Origin of the sequence: uncultured Lactobacillus sp., from assembly GCF_947367125.1 — a bacterium.
Taxonomy (GTDB): Bacteria; Bacillota; Bacilli; order Lactobacillales; family Lactobacillaceae; genus Lactobacillus.
The window spans coordinates 19,087-37,736 of the sequence record NZ_CANBCQ010000016.1 but is presented as its reverse complement, the minus strand read 5'-3'; the positions used below and the strand labels follow the sequence as shown (position 1 = coordinate 37,736).

The 18,650-nt window shown below is 36.7% G+C and carries 22 protein-coding genes and 2 other annotated features; of the genes, 16 read left to right on the top strand and 6 right to left on the bottom strand.

Annotation, left to right across the window (positions count from 1 at the left end; all coding sequences use genetic code 11):
- The first annotated feature begins 52 nt into the window (after positions 1–52).
- Together greA and Q0Y84_RS05810 are read left to right on the top strand one after the other, a co-directional pair.
- On the top strand, positions 53–529 hold the full coding sequence (gene greA / locus Q0Y84_RS05815) for a transcription elongation factor GreA (protein WP_297951596.1): 477 nt from the start codon (positions 53–55) through the stop codon (positions 527–529).
- 60 nt (positions 530–589) lie between these two features.
- Complete coding sequence (locus tag Q0Y84_RS05810) at positions 590–1,501, top strand: L-lactate dehydrogenase (RefSeq protein ID WP_297951595.1); 912 nt, start codon at positions 590–592, stop codon at positions 1,499–1,501.
- Positions 1,502–1,561: 60 nt separating this feature from the next.
- Here the strand turns inward: Q0Y84_RS05810 and Q0Y84_RS05805 are convergent, their stop codons facing one another.
- The 3 genes from Q0Y84_RS05805 to Q0Y84_RS05795 form a co-directional block, all read right to left on the bottom strand.
- Entirely contained in the window at positions 1,562–2,413 is an 852-nt protein-coding gene (locus Q0Y84_RS05805; protein ID WP_297951594.1) for a lipoprotein, read from the bottom strand.
- 41 nt (positions 2,414–2,454) lie between these two features.
- Positions 2,455–2,693: a binding site (T-box leader), on the bottom strand.
- An 89-nt stretch (positions 2,694–2,782) separates the two neighbouring features.
- On the bottom strand, positions 2,783–2,959 hold the full coding sequence (locus tag Q0Y84_RS05800) for a hypothetical protein (RefSeq protein WP_297951593.1): 177 nt from the start codon (positions 2,957–2,959) through the stop codon (positions 2,783–2,785).
- 11 nt (positions 2,960–2,970) lie between these two features.
- On the bottom strand, positions 2,971–4,524 hold the full coding sequence (locus Q0Y84_RS05795; RefSeq protein WP_297951592.1) for a multicopper oxidase domain-containing protein: 1,554 nt from the start codon (positions 4,522–4,524) through the stop codon (positions 2,971–2,973).
- A gap of 234 nt (positions 4,525–4,758) precedes the next feature.
- On the opposite strand from Q0Y84_RS05795, the gene Q0Y84_RS05790 reads away from it, so the two are divergent.
- From Q0Y84_RS05790 to Q0Y84_RS05780, 3 genes are all read left to right on the top strand, one after another.
- Positions 4,759–5,574 (top strand): Cof-type HAD-IIB family hydrolase, encoded by an 816-nt coding sequence (locus tag Q0Y84_RS05790; protein WP_297951591.1) that lies wholly within the window; start codon positions 4,759–4,761, stop codon positions 5,572–5,574.
- Between the two features lie 71 nt (positions 5,575–5,645).
- Positions 5,646–5,901, top strand: a binding site (T-box leader).
- A 77-nt stretch (positions 5,902–5,978) separates the two neighbouring features.
- A complete protein-coding gene (locus Q0Y84_RS05785) occupies positions 5,979–7,610 on the top strand; it encodes a peptide ABC transporter substrate-binding protein (RefSeq protein ID WP_297951590.1) in 1,632 nt (543 codons plus the stop codon).
- An 11-nt stretch (positions 7,611–7,621) separates the two neighbouring features.
- Entirely contained in the window at positions 7,622–8,827 is a 1,206-nt protein-coding gene (locus tag Q0Y84_RS05780) for an amidohydrolase family protein (protein ID WP_297951589.1), read from the top strand.
- 411 nt (positions 8,828–9,238) lie between these two features.
- Here Q0Y84_RS05780 and Q0Y84_RS05775 read toward each other — a convergent pair whose 3' ends face one another.
- Positions 9,239–9,997 (bottom strand): SLAP domain-containing protein, encoded by a 759-nt coding sequence (locus Q0Y84_RS05775; protein ID WP_297951588.1) that lies wholly within the window; start codon positions 9,995–9,997, stop codon positions 9,239–9,241.
- A gap of 211 nt (positions 9,998–10,208) precedes the next feature.
- Here Q0Y84_RS05775 and Q0Y84_RS05770 point away from each other — a divergent pair, with 211 nt between their 5' ends.
- The 6 genes from Q0Y84_RS05770 (at position 10,209) to Q0Y84_RS05745 (ending at position 14,835) form a co-directional block, all read left to right on the top strand.
- Complete coding sequence (locus tag Q0Y84_RS05770) at positions 10,209–10,799, top strand: hypothetical protein (RefSeq protein ID WP_297951587.1); 591 nt, start codon at positions 10,209–10,211, stop codon at positions 10,797–10,799.
- 124 nt (positions 10,800–10,923) lie between these two features.
- On the top strand, positions 10,924–11,544 hold the full coding sequence (locus Q0Y84_RS05765; RefSeq protein ID WP_297951586.1) for a hypothetical protein: 621 nt from the start codon (positions 10,924–10,926) through the stop codon (positions 11,542–11,544).
- Positions 11,532–12,254 (top strand): NEAT domain-containing protein, encoded by a 723-nt coding sequence (locus Q0Y84_RS05760; protein ID WP_297951585.1) that lies wholly within the window; start codon positions 11,532–11,534, stop codon positions 12,252–12,254. The genes Q0Y84_RS05765 and Q0Y84_RS05760 overlap by 13 nt, the downstream gene beginning before the upstream one ends.
- Positions 12,255–13,136, top strand: a complete 882-nt coding sequence (gene isdE / locus Q0Y84_RS05755) for a heme ABC transporter substrate-binding protein IsdE (protein ID WP_297951584.1) — start codon at positions 12,255–12,257, stop codon at positions 13,134–13,136.
- 6 nt (positions 13,137–13,142) lie between these two features.
- Positions 13,143–14,069, top strand: coding sequence for an iron ABC transporter permease (locus tag Q0Y84_RS05750; protein WP_297951583.1), 927 nt, complete (start codon positions 13,143–13,145; stop codon positions 14,067–14,069).
- Positions 14,062–14,835: an ABC transporter ATP-binding protein gene (locus tag Q0Y84_RS05745; RefSeq protein ID WP_297951582.1), complete on the top strand. Its 774-nt coding sequence runs from the start codon at positions 14,062–14,064 to the stop codon at positions 14,833–14,835. The genes Q0Y84_RS05750 and Q0Y84_RS05745 overlap by 8 nt, the downstream gene beginning before the upstream one ends.
- A gap of 41 nt (positions 14,836–14,876) precedes the next feature.
- Here Q0Y84_RS05745 and Q0Y84_RS05740 read toward each other — a convergent pair whose 3' ends face one another.
- The gene (locus tag Q0Y84_RS05740) at positions 14,877–15,161 is read right to left on the bottom strand and encodes an HU family DNA-binding protein (RefSeq protein ID WP_005719832.1); all 285 of its coding nucleotides are present in this window, start codon (positions 15,159–15,161) and stop codon (positions 14,877–14,879) included.
- A 372-nt stretch (positions 15,162–15,533) separates the two neighbouring features.
- Between Q0Y84_RS05740 and Q0Y84_RS05735 the strand changes: the two genes are divergently transcribed.
- The 5 genes from Q0Y84_RS05735 to Q0Y84_RS05715 all read left to right on the top strand — a co-directional run bounded on the left by Q0Y84_RS05735 (position 15,534) and on the right by Q0Y84_RS05715 (position 17,657).
- The gene (locus tag Q0Y84_RS05735) at positions 15,534–15,929 is read left to right on the top strand and encodes a MaoC/PaaZ C-terminal domain-containing protein (protein WP_297951579.1); all 396 of its coding nucleotides are present in this window, start codon (positions 15,534–15,536) and stop codon (positions 15,927–15,929) included.
- Positions 15,916–16,638, top strand: coding sequence for an enoyl-ACP reductase FabI (gene fabI, locus Q0Y84_RS05730; protein WP_297951578.1), 723 nt, complete (start codon positions 15,916–15,918; stop codon positions 16,636–16,638). Before Q0Y84_RS05735 ends, fabI begins: the two co-directional genes overlap by 14 nt.
- Positions 16,638–16,874, top strand: coding sequence for a hypothetical protein (locus tag Q0Y84_RS05725; RefSeq protein ID WP_297951577.1), 237 nt, complete (start codon positions 16,638–16,640; stop codon positions 16,872–16,874). Before fabI ends, Q0Y84_RS05725 begins: the two co-directional genes overlap by 1 nt.
- Positions 16,875–16,977: 103 nt before the next feature.
- On the top strand, positions 16,978–17,349 hold the full coding sequence (locus Q0Y84_RS05720) for a hypothetical protein (RefSeq protein WP_297951576.1): 372 nt from the start codon (positions 16,978–16,980) through the stop codon (positions 17,347–17,349).
- Between the two features lie 41 nt (positions 17,350–17,390).
- Positions 17,391–17,657 carry a hypothetical protein gene (locus tag Q0Y84_RS05715; RefSeq protein ID WP_297951574.1) on the top strand — a complete coding sequence of 89 codons (267 nt, stop codon included), beginning with the start codon at positions 17,391–17,393 and terminating at the stop codon, positions 17,655–17,657.
- A 68-nt stretch (positions 17,658–17,725) separates the two neighbouring features.
- Here the strand turns inward: Q0Y84_RS05715 and Q0Y84_RS05710 are convergent, their stop codons facing one another.
- A complete protein-coding gene (locus Q0Y84_RS05710; RefSeq protein WP_297951573.1) occupies positions 17,726–18,649 on the bottom strand; it encodes a BadF/BadG/BcrA/BcrD ATPase family protein in 924 nt (307 codons plus the stop codon).
- Between the last annotated feature and the right edge of the window lies 1 nt (position 18,650).

The window sequence follows — 18,650 nt, the reverse complement described above, 5'->3', positions numbered from 1 at the left end:
TATTATTGATCAGTGCAAGATAAAGAAAATTAATTTCTGAGGAGTTAAAAATATGCCTGAAAAATCTTATCCAATGACTGCTGAAGGTAAAGAAAAACTTCAAGCAGAATTAAAGAACTTAAAATTAGTTAAGCGTCCAGAAGTTATTGAACGTATTAAGGTTGCGCGTTCATTCGGTGACTTGTCTGAAAACTCCGAATATGACGCAGCTAAGGACGAACAGAGTCACTTGGAAGACAGAATTGCGCAAGTTGAAGAAATGCTTAAGTATGCGCAAGTTGTTGATGCTGACAGTGTTGATCCAAATGAAGTTTCAGTTGGTAAAACTGTTACCTATACTGAAGTTGGTACTGATGATCCTGAAACCTATACTATTGTAGGTAGTGATGAATCAGATCCATTGAACGGTAAAATTTCTAATGATTCACCAATTGCTCAAGCTTTATTGGGTAAAAAGAAGGGTGAAACCGTATCAATTACCACTCCTGGTGGCAAGTTTGACGTTGTAATTAACGAGGTTGAAGCTTAATAATAAAAAGGGGAGGTAGTTAGTAACTATCTTCCTTTTTGCGTTTTGAAAGGATTTTGTATGAGAACAGTAGGTATTATCGGTTTAGGTCATGTTGGAGCAACTGTTGCATATACTTTATTTACCCACAGCATGGTTGATGAACTAATTTTAATTGATAAAAATGAAGCTAAAGTAAATGCTGAATACAATGATTTGCATGATACTTTGGCTAGAAATGATAGCTATGTCAATGTACGAAAGCAAGATTGGGACGGCTTAGAAGATGCGGACATCATTATCACTGCTTTTGGTGATATTGCCGCTTCAGTTAAGACAGGCGATCGTTTTGGTGAATTTGAATTAAATGCTAGAAATGCCAAAGAAGTCGGAGCCGATATTAAAGAATCAGGTTTCCATGGCGTTTTAATCAATATTTCTAATCCATGTGATGCAATTACCCAAATTTTGCAAGAAACTTCTGGTTTAAAGAAGAATCGCGTCTTTGGTACTGGTACTTTCCTTGATACTGCAAGAGTTCAAAGAATAATTGGTGAAAAACTTGGCCAAGATCCACGTAATGTGGAAGGCTTCGTTTTAGGTGAACATGGTTCTTCACAATTTACTGCATGGTCAACTGTTAGAGTTAACAACAAGATTGCTTTCCAATTGTTTGGTGACGAAGAACAAGAAAAAATTAGTGAACAATCAAATAAGAATTCCTTCATTGTGGCTAATGGAAAAGGCTATACTAGCTACGCTATTGCTACCTGTGCTATCCGCTTAGTTCAAGCAGTCTTTAGCGATGCCCATTTATATTGCCCAGTTTCAGTTTATAATCCTGAATACAAGACTTATATTGGTTATCCAGCTATTATTGGCCGTGACGGTGTTGAAGAAGAGATCGAATTGAAGCTTACTTCTGAAGAAAGAGAGAAGTTGCAAGCTGCTGCAGATAAGATCAAAGAACACTTGAAGCAATTGAAAAAATAAGTAATATTCATTATGAAAAATAAGACGAGATTGCATTTTTGCAATTTCCCGTCTTATTTTTTATTTTAGCTTTACGTCCCAAGCCGCAATTTGTTTATTACCGTAGTAGTGCTTGTAAATTTGTTTAGTTTTCTTAGTTTGATATGCTTTGACAACTTCTTGGTAAATTTGTTTATTTTTGTCTTTTGTCCGGGCACAAATAATATTGATCCATTGTTCAGAATCCTTATTCAAAGGTTCTACAAAAATAGTTTGCTTATCGCCTAAATGAGCGGGACCAGCAAAGTCGTTGTTAACCACAGCTGCATCAACATCATCAATGACGCGGCTGGTCTGTTCTGAAGCGACTTCTTTAATCTTGAAATGGTTAGGATTAGCAGTAATATTGGCCACAGAAACAAGTACCTTGCCTTTTTTCAATTTAATTAAACCAGCATTTTTAAGGACAAATAAGGCTCTTGATTCATTAGTAGGATCGCTAGGAACTACAATTGTTGCTCCATCAGGTAATTCATTTAGATGATGATACTTTTTGGAATATAGACGAATAGGGGCAATGTAAGTTTTACCGATAGCTGTAATGCCACCATGATTTGCTTTGTTCCAAGCATTAAGAAAGGCATAGTGTTGAAAAGCATTCAGGTCAACATCACCAGACTTAAGGGCCTTATCAGGTTGATCATAGCCGTCAAAGCTTTTAGTGGTTAAAATGATGCCATATTTTTCTTTAACAGTTTTAGTAACGCTCTTCCAAATAGCAATATCACCTTTGCTGGCACCAACAATTCCGACACTAACTTTAGTTTGACCACTGCTTTTTGGTGTCCAAAAGAAACTAAAGTAGCCAGCTACAATGATTAATAAACCAACAATAGTACTAATAATGATGTGACGTCTTCTTCTTTTTCGCATATTTATCCCTGCCTTTATTAAAATAAAAAAGCACTCATCCTAAAAAGGACGAGTGCTTCGTGTTACCACCTTTAATTTGCTAGTTATTCTCATGACCAGCCTCAACAACTATCTAACAATAGTTTGCATTGTTAACGAGCGCAACCCCGATGCTAGCTAAATATCACCAGCATAATCATTCTGAATCCATCTTCATTGAATCGATCTTTTTTGCTTTTCACCAACCAGCAATTCTCTGATAAAGTTCTTATTCAATTACTCTATTCATCAAGATTTTTTAATTATTGTTAATAACTTATCATCTATTTTTAATTATGTCAAATAATTTTAGGAAGAAATTTAGGTGAGAGATTTTAAGAAAAATGATGCTTATTTTTGCTGATCAATAAAATAGTAAATGAGTGAAACAATGGATTCCGCAAACATCGTTCCAGCCATCCAGTACATACCGAGCATGATGTTACCGGTAAAGGTAAAGTAAGTGGTAATAGCATAAGCAATTACCCATACAATTTTCCAAAATAAATTATTAATTCCTGAACACATTTTTGCCACCTCTATTTTTGACTAGCACCAGAACTACTGTCAACGTCCATACCGCAATTTTCAGTATCCATTCCTGGCATCCAAACGTCTTTTGGCTTGACGCCTCTTTCTTTGGCAAAAGCATCAGTTAAGGTTTTCATATCCATTAGTTTATAAGTCTTCGGGTGTCGTGGATCAAAAATTTCAATTTGGGCCATCATGCCAGCATCCTCATGTTCAATAATGTGGCAGTGATACATGAAAACACCGAGAAGTGGGAATTCAACCCGCAAGCGAACAGTTTCGCCAGGACGAACAGGAATTGTGTCTTTATAGCCATCTTCGTTTGGAAATGGTCTTTTGCCGTTACGTGAAACCACAGTAAAGTGAGTACCGTGAATATGAAATGGGTGTAGCATACCGTGCTCTTTAGTATTGGTATTGGTTACATCCCAATATTCAGCCTGTCCAATTTTTTGCTTCATATCGATGCGTTGCATTGCAAATTGCTTACCATTGATCTTGTTGTGGTCATCCATCGTAATTTTACGAACCGGTAAGCTTTCGTCAACTTTCGGAATTTCTGGTTCAAATAAGGTATTAGGAATAATGCTATTATCTGGTTCAAAATTATGAATGCGGAATTCGATTAACTTGAAATCATCGGTATAAAGATTGACAACATCGCCTTCGTGATAATTCTTGAAGTCGACTACAACTTGAAGTCGCTCACCGGGAGTAACTAAAATTTTGGTCATTTTGATTGGATGTGGTAAAAATGAATCATCACCTGCAATCTGGGTCATGACTAAATCATTATCGAAATGCAGCCGCCATTCACGGCGATTGGAGCCGCCTAAAAAGAGTAAACGAACTTTTTGGGTTGTGACATCAATGTAAGGGCGAACGATACCATTGATTAATGGTGTATCACCAAATACGCCCATTGGGTCGTAATCAGCCCGATAGTCGAGTTGGTTATTCTTGTGGAAAGTTCGATCCTGCAAAATAATTGGAAATTCATCAACGCCATATTTTTTAGGGATTGGTAATTTAGCCTCATTTTTATCAGTGACTACTACTCCCATGGCTAACCCCATCCAGACTTGTGCTGCTGTAGATGGACATGGGTGGGCATGGAGCCAAGTTAAGGCAGCAGGTTGATCCACGGTAAACTCGATTTGCTTTTCTTCACCAGGGTAAACTGGAGCGTGACAACCACCATCGGTAATTGGACCTGGAACTTCCATACCGTGCCAGTGATAGGTGGTCAATTCAGGCAAGCTGTTTTTTAAAGTAACGTGAACTCGTTTCCCGCGACTAATTATCATGGTTTTACCTAATAAAGGCGCATTATAACCCCAAGTTTTAGTCTTAACACCAGGTAAAATTTGGCTTTCACCGGCGATAGATTCAAGCGTGAACCAAACATCGGTATCAGTCTCCTTATCGGGTGCAAGAACGGGTGGTACAGCCAAAGGCTGAGCTTTTACACCTTGAGGAATATGCAATTTTTTGTAATGAAAGTGGTTCTTATCAAAATCTTCATCTTCAATGAAATAATTAGTATATATTTTCTCTACCATGTTTTTTACACCATCCTTTAAACACCATTAAACTAGCATTGTTTTTATTTAATTTCAACTATTACGACTATTGTTATTTAATAAATAAGTATATTATACAGGTAACAATAAAAAATATTTTGGTGATTTGCAATCGGTTACAAACTATTGAAATATTGTTATTTTTAGTCTTGATGTAAGTACTTGCGTGAATAAATTGGCTTAGTTAAACTTAAACATAAAGAGGGTGACCAGATGTATAAAATTATCGCATGTGATTTAGATGAAACATTATTAAATGCGGATACTCATGTTTCAGAGGTGAATAGAAAAGCAATTCAAAAAGCTGTTGCTACTGGAGTCAAATTTGTACCAGCAACGGGTCGAGGTTATATTTCTGTGCAAAATACGTTAAAAGAAATCGGCCTTGAGCAAGCAGCTAATGAATATGTTATTTCATTTAACGGTGCCAGCATTACGCAAAATAAAGGTAATCAACTAATGTATTTTAATGGGCTACCTTATGAATTTGCAGCTGAGTTATATCAATATGGAGTCGAACTAGATATTGCTATGCATGTATATACTCAACAGATGGTATACACATATCATATTGATGATGATGAGCGAGCCTACATGACAGGTCGGCATCAATTTAAAGAAATTGAAAATAAAGATTTATCATTTTTGGCAGGTCAAAAAATTGCCAAAGTACTCTATGAAAGTCTAGATGATAATTATTTACATCGAATCGCGGCTGAATTGGGACCGATCAAACAAGAATTAGATATTTCTTATTCATCTAATCGCTATTTAGAGTTTAACCGCAAGGGTGTCAATAAAGGTGCAGGACTGATTAAATTAGCTGAGCAACTTAAGGTGCCAATTGAAGAAACAATTGCTATTGGTGATAATTTCAATGACTTATCAATGATTCAGGCTGCTGGCGTAGGAGTTGGTGTAGCCAATGTTAATCCTGCTATGAAAGAGCAGTGCGATTACATCACGCAAGCTGATAATAATCATGGTGCAGTGGCAGAAGTGATTGATCATTTTATTTTTAATAATTGAAATAAAAATAAAAAAATAATTGACAGATTAAAAATACATGATATTATTGTTTACAACAAATAAAGAAAAACAAATAAGCTTTGATAAGGAAAGTAACTTAAGAAATGATTTACAGAGAGTCTTCGGTTGGTGGAAGAAGATAATGATGAATTAAGTGAAAATCACCTTTGAGCTGAAAGTGCGATATTAGCATCTTCAGGGTCCGCCCTCTATAGCGGCGACGTATCGCTGATTCTAATTGAATTAGCCGCACGTGCATGAGGTAGAATTTTAGTGAGTATTATTCTACGAATAAATAGGTGGTACCGCGTTGAAGACGCCCTATTAGATCAATTGATCTAATAGGGCGTTTTTTTATTATCATAAGCTTGTTGTCAATTTTTTGACTTATGGGAGAGATAAAAATGAGAAAAACATTGAAGCAATTATTTGGCACGACTGTAGTAGCACTTTTAGGAGTAAGTACTTTATCTGCATGTTCATCAAGCAAGTCAGGTGCTAAAGTACCTAAGCAAGAATTGAACTGGATGACTACCTCAGAAATCCAAACTATGGATCCTTCAAAGATGGTAGATACAACTGGTAGTGAACAAGCATCTAATGTTTTTGAAGGGCTCAATAGGCTGAATAAAGCGGGTAAAGTTGTATCCGGTGTAGCTACTAAAACTAACCAGAGTAAAGATGGTTTGACCTGGACCTTTACTTTAAGAAAGAATGCTAAGTGGTCTAATGGTGATCCAGTGACCGCTGAAGATTTTGTTTATTCTTTAAGACGGACACTTGATCCTAAGACACAATCACAACAGCAAAATGAATGGTCAAATGTAGTTAATGCAGATGATGTTTTAGCTGGGAAAAAAGCCCCATCGACTTTAGGTGTCGAAACTAAGGGAAAATATGAATTGGTAGTTCACCTGAAACATCCCATACCGTATTTTAAAGCTTTGTCAGTTGGTTGGAATCCGCAAAATAAACGTGTAGTTGAAAAATTAGGCAAAAAATATGGGACTGCATCTAAGTATATGGTCTACAATGGTCCATTTGTTCAAAAAGGTTGGACTGGTTCAAGTCTTAACTGGAAGCTAGAAAAGAATAATCAATATTGGGATAAAGATAAAGTTAAATTGCAGACGGTTAATTACAGCGTACAAAAGACGCCTTCAACTGATTACAATCTGTATCAGGCTAACAAATTAGATGGTGCCTATCTTGATGTTCAAGCTTCAAAGAGACTAAAGGGTCAGTCTGGCTATACAGTCTATAAGCTAGACAGAACTGAATACTTGACTTTCAATGTATCCAAGCATCCAGAACTAGCTAATGTCGATTTTAGAAGAGCTGTTTCAATGGCACTTAACCGAGCTCAATTGGCTAAAACTGTTGGTGGTGCTAATACTGTAGCTCGAACTTTTGCTGGACCAAATGAATATGTTGATGGTAAGAATTTTGACCAGTATGTTGAAAGCAAAAATCCAGCTAATAAGTATATGAATTATAACCCTGCAGGCGCTAAGAAACTTTATGATAAAGCGTTAAAAGAATTGGGTAAGAATAAGCTATCCTTTACCCTAATGGGTGACGATGATGATGTTTCTAAAAAGGTTTTAGAGTTTGTGCAAAGCCAATTAGAAGATACCTTTAGCAAAAAAGTTGATGTAACTGTTAGAAGCATGCCGAAGACTACTAGAGTTAAGAAAATGCTCAATGGTGATTTCGAGGCAGTCTTTACTGGTTTGACTTCGGGCTATTTAGATCCTAACTCACAATTGCATACAATGATGACAGGACAAAGTTATAACTTCGGTAAATGGTCTAACAAAGATTTTGACAAGTATATGAATAATTCAGATAAGGAATTAAATCCTGCTAAGCGATTAGAAGATTTATATAATGCAGAACGTGTTTTAACTGATCAACAAGGATTAACGCCATTATTCCATGATGGTCAAGCTTGGATGGTTCGACCAAGTGTTAAAAATGTAGAATTCTTGGGTGGTAATTTCAGCTTTAAGGATGCATCTGTAAGTAATGATTAGGAGAAAAAATAATGACTAAAACAGCTTTTGTAAATTGTAATTTATTCGTTGGTAATGAAGATAATCTAGTAGATAATGCTTGGTTTGTCGTTGATGATGAAACAGGCAAATTAACTGATCAAGGTAAGGGAAAGTGTAGCGCTGACTTTGATAAAAAAGTTGATCTCAAAGGTCAGTATGTAATGAGTGGATTACTTAATTCACATGCACATATGGGACTGGACTCTGATTTAAAGAAAAAATTTCCGACTACTGAGACTTCAACTACCTATGCAGCCTTGCGTGATCTGCGTGAAGCTTTGCAAACTGGCGTGACTTATGTTCGTAGCTGTGGTGTAACATTTGATGTTGATTGTAAGCTGGCACAAATGCGGGAGCAATATCCGTTTGAAGGTCCACAAGTAATGCCTACTGGAATGGCGATGTCAATCGTTGGCGGTCATGGTGATTTTAAAGCAGGTTTAAATGGTGAAGTGAATGGTAGTCATTTGGTTAATGGACCGGAAGATATGCGTAGAGCAGTTCGAGAACAATTTGCCAAAGGCGCTAAAAATGTCAAGTTGATGGCTACCGGTGGAATTATGTCACTTGGAGATGAAGTAGATGATACTGAGCTTTCGCTTGAAGAAATGAAGATGGCAGTAGAAGAAGCTCATTCCAAGCATATGACGGTTTGTGCTCACGCTGAGGGACGACTTGGTATTCATTATGCGGTCGTTGCAGGAGTTGACTCAGTAGAACATGGTTTTTATTTAGATGATAATGATTTGGCTTTGATGAAAAAACAAGGTACATTTTTGTCACCAACATTGACTGCAGGCCGGACAATTGTCGTTCATGGAAAAGATGTTGTACCGGAATTCTCATACCGCAAGATGTGTGCAGTTGTTGATGACTTTTATAATCATGTTGGACATGCAATTAAGGAAGGGGTGAAATTAGCAATGGGTACCGATGCAGGAACATACTTCAATCGCTTTTCTGATACGCCAAATGAATTGGTGGAATTAGTTAGAGCAGGGGCCACAAATTATCAAGCTTTAAGAGCAGGGGGCTTGGGTAGTGCTGAATTGCTTAAGGTTGATCAAGAATATGGTTCACTTGAAGTGGGTAAATATGCGGATTTCTTAGTTTTACGAGAAAATCCACTAGAAAATGTTGCTGCAGTTGGTCAAAAAGATAAACAAGTTTACCAACATGGTTTACGTAAATTCTAAATATTTTTTATTACAAATAAAGCATCCCTGTGAGATTTTCTTGGGGGATGCTTTATTTTGAAGACTAAATTTAAAATAAATTATTTTCCTGAAGCTAAGGAAACGAATTAACTTTTGTTGATAAAGGCTTAAACAGAATAAGAACTCTAGGCATGCAAGCTGGTCAGCCATTACATGGAAATTTGGCGGGATGTCGTAAGCTTAAGAATCGAAAAATGGATCTTAGAATAGTTTTTACTCCGGATAAAGATCATAAAGATTATTGCTATTGGAAAGCGAAGAAGAGATAAAGTCTATAAAGATGCAGAAAGGCGACTCTATAATTAGTTTTGCTTTAATTTTAAAATAACACTTCAATCAAAAAAGGCGAGTGCTCGCTCGCCTTTTTATTTTTATAAAAATATTTTTTAGTTAAAAATTAGCTTTTTTAACATAAGTATTCTTAGAAATACGGTAGAAATTCTTACCGTGTAATTTAATTGCACGACCGTAAGTGTTAACACGATGGCCCTTCTTTAGCACTTTCTTGTTAGCGCGTTTGCCGTTTTTCTTGTAAACATAAGCATTATGCTTTAAAGTTCGCTTAGTTGCTTTGGTAGCTTTAGCCTTTTTAGCTGGCTTAGCGGCATTGGTATTGCTGTCGGTCTTTTCGGTAGTGGTATCTTTTTCAGTAGTATTTGCTACTGAAAAAGATACGTCAGCTTTTTCGTTCATGGTCTTGCCCATTACGTTAAGACCGAATTCTAAGCTACCAGCACCTTCCTTGTAAGCATCAGCTGGGAAAACGTAGTCTAATGATGAACCATCTTTAGCGACATTTTCTTGTTTGCCAGCAACATCATTCAAAGTTAAGCTAGCCACCATTTTAGACATGTCTTGTCCCTTAGTCATTGGTGCTTTAGAGCCGTCAACATGGATGATTACTTCCGTAACTTTGCCATCTTTAACATTAACCTGAGCTGAGTTACCTAAGAACATAGCTGCTTCTGATGGGGTAGTGCTACCAGATTTGGTAATAGTCATGGTGATAGTTTGTAAATCACTGTTTTGAGTTGCAGTAACAGCGCTAACAGGTTGATCAGCAGCGGAAACTACACTGACAGGTGCTAAGACACTAGTACTTGCTAGTAAAGCAAGTGATGTCAAAATGATTTTAGTATCTTTTCTCATAAAAAAGTTCCTCCCACAATTTTTGGATATCGTTTACATTATTGATCAAATAAATATTATAATCAATACTTTTTACGTTATTTAATGTTCATTCAGATAGTAACAAAATAAATAAAATACCCACTTGAAACCGATTGCATAGTTATTTTAGGAAAACTATAATAGAAAAGACTAATAGTAGTATATTAATAGCAAAAAGAGGAAGATCAAAATGAGAATGAATAAAAATTTTTTCAAAATAATTGTTAGTAGTTCAGTTGCATTGACTTTAGCAACTCCTGCAATGACTTTAGCTCAAACTAGCCCAATTGTGATGGCAGCTGAACAAAGCAAGAAGACAGTGGGAATGACAGTCTACAAATATAGCAAAAATCACCGCAGCCATGCCAAGTCAATGGCTCAAGGCTTTGTAGGCAACAAAGTTAAGCTTACTATCAAGCAAAACCATGTAACTAAAATGACGATTCATGTTGATGGTCAAAATAGTCCGATGGGTAAGGGCCAGAATGTTAATAAAATTGTTAAGGCTTTGAAGATCAATGGAGTTAAGGGAAAGAAGACCAACATTTCGGCAGATAATTCGAGTTTTGACTTTGTATTCTCAGGTAAAGCCTTCAAAAATAATGGCTGGGTTAAAATGCAAGTTACCATTGATTTTGGTGGTAAGATGACTGAGCAAGCTTGGGTAAAATATGATAAGGTTAGTGGCTTAGCTACTAGTCAAAAGAAGACTAATAAAAAGCAAAAGAAAGTTAGTAAAAAGACAAACAAAAAAGTTAGTAAAAAAAGCTCACGTAATTAGTGCAGACAAAAAAATCCAAACCATTGATTATGCGGTTTACAAGGCTGATCACAGTGGCATTTCGGCAGCGAATAACTTTTATACTCACCGCGCTAAAATTGAAAAAGTAAAACATGGCTATGTTATGAATTTGAAAGTTGAAGTAAAGCACGGCATGGTAACCAAGTTTGAGCCAATTTCAATTGGAATAGGAATAATTTCTAACCGTCATTTTACTAGACAAGCTGGTAAAGATGTTTGGAGCTATCAAGTTCACTTTAATTCGCTTGATCAATTAAAGAAGCAGGTTGAAGGCAGTTTACGTTTAAGTGTGCCGATTGCTGATATCCATAACCGTTTGTTCAAGGTTTGGTTTGCTTTTGGGGTAAAAGATGTAGCTCATAATGCAGAAACCAGTGCGATTGCTTCTACCGAAAGTGCTGATTCTGTAAGCTCAGCTGATGTGAATAATGATCAAGCTGTAAACGCAAATACTAATGCTGAAAATGGAGAGAATAATTCACCAAGTACTCAGCCAGCAATTAAACAAAGCAGTGCCAATAAAAGTATCCAAGCACCTAAATCACAAACCCAACCTGTAAGTAAAGTGAAGCCAAAAAAGAAAACAATGGCAACAATTGCTGCAGTAGAATATCCATTTTTGCCTGTAATCGCAGGTTTTGCAATATTTGATGCGGCAATTATTGGTTTGGCATTTTATTTAAGAAATCGAATTTTGAAAGGAAAGAAGAAATGCAAAAATTAATTAAGCTTATTTCGTTTCCTTTCATGTTGTTAACTGGTTTATTTATCTTTACTACGGTTGTTTCTGCCCAGGAAATTAACTATCATACCTACAAATACGGTACGCATCAAACTTCGATGGCTGATGGTTATTATGCACGTCCAGCTCAAGTAACAGTGGACAGTAAGCAATATTTAGTCACGATGATTATTCGAACTAAGAAGAGCTTGAGTCCATATCCGGTTCAGGTGTTGACAATTGATGGTCAAGCACCGTTAAATGTAGTGAAAACGCGACATGGTAGTGATTATGATTATCGCTATAGTTTTCGAACTAATAATTTAAAACGCGAGATTTCGAGTCAAATAAAGATTGATGTGCCTCATGTTTACCAAGCTACACATAATATTTCTTTTGCCTTTGATACGAGTCATTTGCCGCAATTGACTCCTAGAAAAAAGAAGCAGGTTGCAGGATCACGTCCAGTTAATAGAACTAATTCTAATCAAGCTAAAAAAGTTGTGCATTCTAACCCTAAGATAGTTACCGCTCAAAATAAGCAAGCAGCTCAGGCTAGTCGACAAATTGCCCAAAATGCTCGCAATCAACGCGATAATCAGCGTCATCAACGTTTGTTTTATTACGTGATTTTAGGCGGTATTCTTAGTGCAATTGTTTTAATTGGCATTGCAGCTTTAATGGTTGTGAATGCTAAGGAAAGAAAAAAATAAATGAAAAAACGTAAAGGATTAATCATTGGTTTAATCATATTTTTACTGGTGATAATCGGAGTGGCAATTGGGGCCAAACGATTTATTGACCAAAAAGTGGCCGATAATCAAAAAATTGTTGCCACTAGTGCCGCGATCACCGAAATTTTTGCCAAGTTAGATATGAATCTGGCAGGTGTGCCTAATACACAAGCTAAATTGCCAGTACGTTATCAAAAGGTTGCTAAAATTGGCAGTCCCATGAAGCCAAGTATTGAAAAAATTGCCTCATTGAATCCTACACGGGTTTATGCAGTTTCAACTTTAAAAGATCAATATGATCAGTCTTTTAAAGAGCAGGGTGTTAAAGTGACCTATTTGAAGCTAGATTCAGTAGCTCAACTAGAAAATACCTTAAGTTCATTAGGCAAGCGATATTACCGGCAAAAGCAAGCTAATGATCAGATTAATTTGATCAATCAGGCTGTTCAAAAGGCCAAGGCTCGAATCCATGGTCGTAAGCCGCGTGTATTAATTCTCATGGGATTACCGGGTGCCAACTATATGATTTTGACTAATCGTTCCTATTTGGGCGATTTGGTTAAAATTGCTGGCGGTGAAAATGTTTATCACTCAGCTAGTCAGATTTATCTATCACCAAGCAATGATTCGTTAGCTACCAAGAATCCTGATGTCATTTTACGATTAGAACATGCCTTACCGAAGGTGACTTTGCCGCAATTTAAGCAGGAGTTTAAAAAGAATTCGGTTTGGAAGTCAATGAAAGCTGTAAAGACAGGTCGAGTTTATGATTTGCAGCAGCCTGACTTTAATGCATCAGCCAATATGAATGTGCCACAAGCTTTGGCTAAATTAAGCAAGTGGCTGTACCCTGGAAAGTGATTTTAAATGAGGAAAAAGGTAATTTGGATCAATTTAATCTTAACCATTTTATTAATCGGTACGATATATTTTGCTTTAATTCACGGGGCCAGTGATTTTTCACTCCAAAAGATGACTAATAGTCAATTGAATATCATGTTTAATATCCGTCTTCCGCGAATTATTTCAGCACTAGTAGCAGGGGCAGCTCTCTCTGTTAGTGGTGCTTTTTTTCAGGCGACTTTGCGTAATCCGATTGCAGAGCCTGGAATTATGGGAATTTCTAGTGCCGCGAGTTTGTTTCAATTGTTAGCAGCGATAATTTTACCGGGAATTTTTGTGGGTAAAATAGTTTTTTCAATTATTGGTGGATTAGGAGCATTTGCGTTGCTGTTGCTTTTTCAAAAAAGGATGACGCCTTACCAGCTAATTATTATTGGGGTAGCGCTAAATGCAGTTTTTACGGGGATGCAAGATGTTTTTACCAATAATCAAAACGGCGGTACTTCACTTGCGACCAGCAGTTGGAGCTCAACTATGTATTTGTTAATTATTGGCGTCATTGGCTTAATTTTGGCAATTGTTTTTATGAACTGGGCTAATTATTTGAAAGTTAATGATGAAGAATTAACGTCACTCGGCGTATCACCTCAGACATTACGCATAGTTTTGATGTTGATTGCAGTACTTCTAGCAGCTACTGCAACGGCCTGTATTGGTGTTCTGGCCTTTATTGGGATTATTGTGCCGCAGATTGCTCGTTTAATTCTGGGCTATGATTATCAAAGAATTGTGTCATTTTCAATGTTTGCTGGTGCTTGGTTTTTATTATTTGTTGACACTATTGGCCGTGTCATTATCGCACCAAATGAGATTGCAGCAAATGTGATTTTGGCAATTATCGGCGGTCCGTTTATGATTTTGATTTTATGGCGGAGGCAAAAAAATGCTTGAATTAAAGCAAGTTAGTTTTTCTTATGGCGCCAAGCAATTATTTGATAATTTCTCGTTAGCCTTGCAAGAGCATCAAATCACGACTTTAATTGGCCCCAATGGTTCTGGAAAGTCGACTTTGTTTCGGCTACTTACACGCGCAATCAAGCCCTCAGCCGGGGAAATTGTGCTAGACCGACAAGATATTTGGCAACTGCCAGTTAAGGATTTTGCTAAAAAAGTAGCGATTGTTCACCAGCAAAATCAGCTCTATGATCAAATGAAAGTGATCGAGCTAATAAAAATGGGCCGACTACCATATCATTCCTTGTTAGGAGATGAAGAAGATGACAATGCCCAGCTTCAAGCAATTATGCAGGAATTGGAAATTGGTGACTTAGCAGATAAGTACATGGCCCAATTGTCTGGCGGTCAGCAGCAACGTGTCTGGCTAGCAACAGCCTTGGCGCAAAAGCCAGAGTATCTTTTTTTAGATGAGCCAACTACATATTTAGATTTACATTTTCAGTATCGTTTTTTGGATTTAGTAAAAAAGCTCAATCGAGAGCAGAATTTAACAATTTGTATGATTTTGCATGATTTGAATCAAGCATTGCAGTACAGTGACCAAGTGATTTTGCTTAATCATGGACAAATTCAAAAACAAGGCAATCCAGAAGAGGTAATTACTGAAGCACTAATTGAAAAAAATTTTGGAATAAAGTGTCAGATTGCTGAGACTCAGCAAGGGAAGTACTTGTTAATGTCAGGTACTGAGGCAAAATAAAAAACCGCGATTAATTCACGGTTTTTTAGTAATAACAACTATTACTTGTTAACTTCATCCTTGAAGCTCTTACCTGGCTTGAATGCTGGAACGTTTGATGCAGCAATTTCAATTTCCTTACCAGTTTGTGGGTTACGACCCTTACGAGCAGCACGGTGACGAAGTTCAAAAGCACCAAAGCCAACTAATTGTACCTTGTTGCCTTCAGCAACATTGCTCTTAACAACGTCGATGTAAGCGTCCAAAATAGTGTTAATGTCTGTCTTAGTAGCATCAGTCTTTGCAGCGATTTGATCTACTAATTGTTTCTTAGAAATAGTTTCCATGAAAAATACCTCTTTTAATATAAACTACGTTTACTTATTTTAACAGTAATCCGCGTATTTACAAGGGAAAACGGCCTCTTTGAAGAAATTTTTTAAAAAAGAAAGAAATTCTATGTATTAGAAGCAAAAAGTATTTTGTTCGCTACCAAAATTAGGAATGAATAATAAATATTTAGTATTAAGAGGTTATTTTTGTCGTTTTCTGTACAAAGTTTTTAAAAAATATTGAAAGCGATATATAATGCAAACAGCCTTATTTAAAACTATACAAAATAGTGGGTCGTTGACAGTTAAAAAATCAATAATATAATTTGCATTACAAATAATATGATATTAGAACTATTTGCAAATCAAAATAAAAAGATGAAGTTAATGGTTTTAAATTCAACTCAAATTAGACAATTAACCGGTCATAAAGCTCCTTTGAATTTATTGGATCGAGTAGATCGGATTGTTCTTGAAAAGAAGATTGTTGGTATTAAGAATGTCAGCTCAAATGAAATATATTTTCAAGGTCATTTCCCTGCTAATCCAGTAATGCCTGGCGTTTTAATTATTGAAACGTGTATGGAGGCCGCACAAGTTTTATTTAAAGATAAAGGACAAATAAAGTTTAAGCAGATTAGAAAAGCACGATTTCGACAAATGGTTAGGCCAGGGGATCAGTTAGTGATCGAAGTTGATAGGAAAGATATGAGCGATTTAAGCTGTGAGACAAAGGCTCTTTTGAATAATACGGAAAGAGATTTTAGTTATGGGTGTAGCTAATAATCGTTCTATTGCCTGGGGGTGTGCCCAAGCAATGGAAGAACAAGGTGTAGAAATTATTTATACTTATCAAAATGAACGTTTGCAAAAATTTATTTCCAAATTGGTTAGTGATGAAGACCATATAATTGAATGTGACGTTGCTAGTGATGAGAGTATTGATCACGCTTTTTCGTTAATTGAGGAACGTTTTGGCAAAATTGACGGCATCGTTCATGCAATTGCCCTTGCTAAAAAGGAAGAATTGGGTGGTTCAATTTTGAATTCCACCCGTGACGGTTTTAATCAAGCCCTCGATGTTTCGGCCTATTCATTTTTAGCCGTTGCTAAGGCGGAGGTTAAAATTTTAAATAATCCAGCTAGCTTAGTTACACTAACTTATATGGGCTCTGACCGTGCTTTGCCTAACTACAATACAATGGGGATTGCTAAGGCTGCGCTTGAGTCGGCAATGCGCTATTTAGCTCGTGATTTGGGACCAAAAGAAATTCGCGTTAATGCAATCTCAGCTGGTGCGATGCGGACTTTAGCTGTTTCAGGGATCCAAGGTCATGCGGATTTACTTAAAATTTCACAAAGTGAAACCGTTGATGGCGTTAATGTTACACAAAAAGAAGTCGGCAATATCTGTGCCTTTTTGATGAGTGATCTAGCTAGTGGCGTAACTGGCGATGTGATTTTTGTTGATAAAGATGTACATTTACGCTAATGAAAACTTTTGCTTATCAAGAAGTTGCTTCGACTCAAGATTTGGCTAAAGATTATCTGAATCAAGCTAATACTGAAATAGCGCTAATAACTGCTAAAAAGCAAACTGCAGCTTATGGTAAAAGAGGTAGGTCTTTTTATTCACCAGCAAATACTGGAATCTATCTTAGTTTAGCTTTTCCAGATTTTACTTTAAGCAAAGAGAAGGGGCTTACTTACATTAACAATAGGCGTTGAGATTGTTAATGTACTTAAGTCATTTTTTGCTAAACACGATTTTCGCTTAAAATGGGTGAACGATATTTATTTGAATATTAATACGTAAAATTTTCCAGAAAATTTGAAAAAGAAAGCGGGAAGTGTTGACTCAGATGAATTTGATCGTCAGAATTTAACTTTTAAGTTGGCTCAAGCAATAATTAAAGCAAGCAAAAACTATGAAACAGAAGATATTTTGCCAGAATATCGCTCTTTATTTAATATTTTGAATAGAGAAGTTGCTTTAAAAGTGGGTAATAAGCAGCTTATGGGTAAAGTGGTTGCAATTGATAATCTAGGCAGATTAGTTATAGCACAAGGAGAAAAACAACTTAGCTTTAGTAGCGGTGAGGTTACTAAGGTGTATCAGTTAAAAACATATTCAGTAGTGCAATTTGTATGGAATAATGTTAAAATAATTGCCATAAATCATTCTACCGAACACGTTTCATAATATAAAACGTGAAAAAGGGATTAGGAAAGGCAGGTATGGTTATGAATTTACTAACTTATAAGGGGTATTACGGCAGTATTGAAACGGAAGACGACATGTTTTTTGGCGAAGTCTTAGGTTTAAATGATACTTTTATTCCATATGAAGGCAGTTCTATGGCGGAAGCGAAGCAAGACTTTAGAAACGAAATTGATGATTATCTTAAAACGTGTCAAGATAATCATGAAAAGCCAGAACTTCCTGACAAGCCTGCAGTTGAATTAGCATGGCGTAAAAAGCAAATGATATCATTGGATTTTTTTGAATAAAAATAAAGCTTGAAACTTTTACAAATTGTAGAAGCTTCAAGCTTTTTTGTAACTATTCAGAAAATAATTTAGCGGTCTTCGTGGTTAGTGAAGTAACGGTAATCTTTACTCTTGTCAAACAAGACAGCACGAGCATTTTCACCGTTAGAGATTGAGAAGATAGCGTCAGGATACTTATTCTTAACTTCATCTTCTACTAAGCCTCTGAGCATTTCATTGTTAGCTAAAACTGAACCAGTTAAAGCGATCTTCATTGGCTTAGGATCTTCGTAACGGTCAAGACCAATAATAATGTCACGAGCTAAAAGATGAGCTTGTTCCTTGATAACCTTGATGGCGTCATCGCTACCTTCGTCTGCAAGGCGAGCAACGTGAACGGCCATTCCAGCAACTTCTGGATTAGACATCTTGTAGAACTTAGCATTACATTCATCCATGTGTTCAACGTTAAATAATTTGGTGAACATTTGAATTAAGGCATTATCTTCGCGTTTGTCCCAACTGAGAAGGGCAGATTGCATAGCTGAACGAGCAATTGCGTAGCCTGAGCCTTCATCACCTAAGATGTTACCGTAACCACCAACAGCGATTAAGTGGCCGTTTTGTAAACCATTATAAACTGAACCGGTACCAGCAATAACTAAAGCACCGTCGTCACCTTCAAGACCAGCATAAAGTGCTAAAAGTGAGTCAGTAATTGCACGAGTAGGTAAGTTGTTAATTCTTGATGAAATAGTTGCAGCAACTTCTGGAGCATTACCAATAACTGAAAGACCAGCAATACCAACAAGAACGCGCATGCAGTCACCATCAACCTTGTCAATTAATTCATTGATAGTGTCAGAAATATTCTTGATGCCGCCTTCGTAGTCGGCGTTAATTTGGCCTGGGCCGCCTTCTGCACGACTAATTTCCTTGCCAGTTTCGTCATATGCGATTGCAGTTGAGTGAGTACCACCTGCATCAACACCAATTTGGTATTTAAGAGCCATG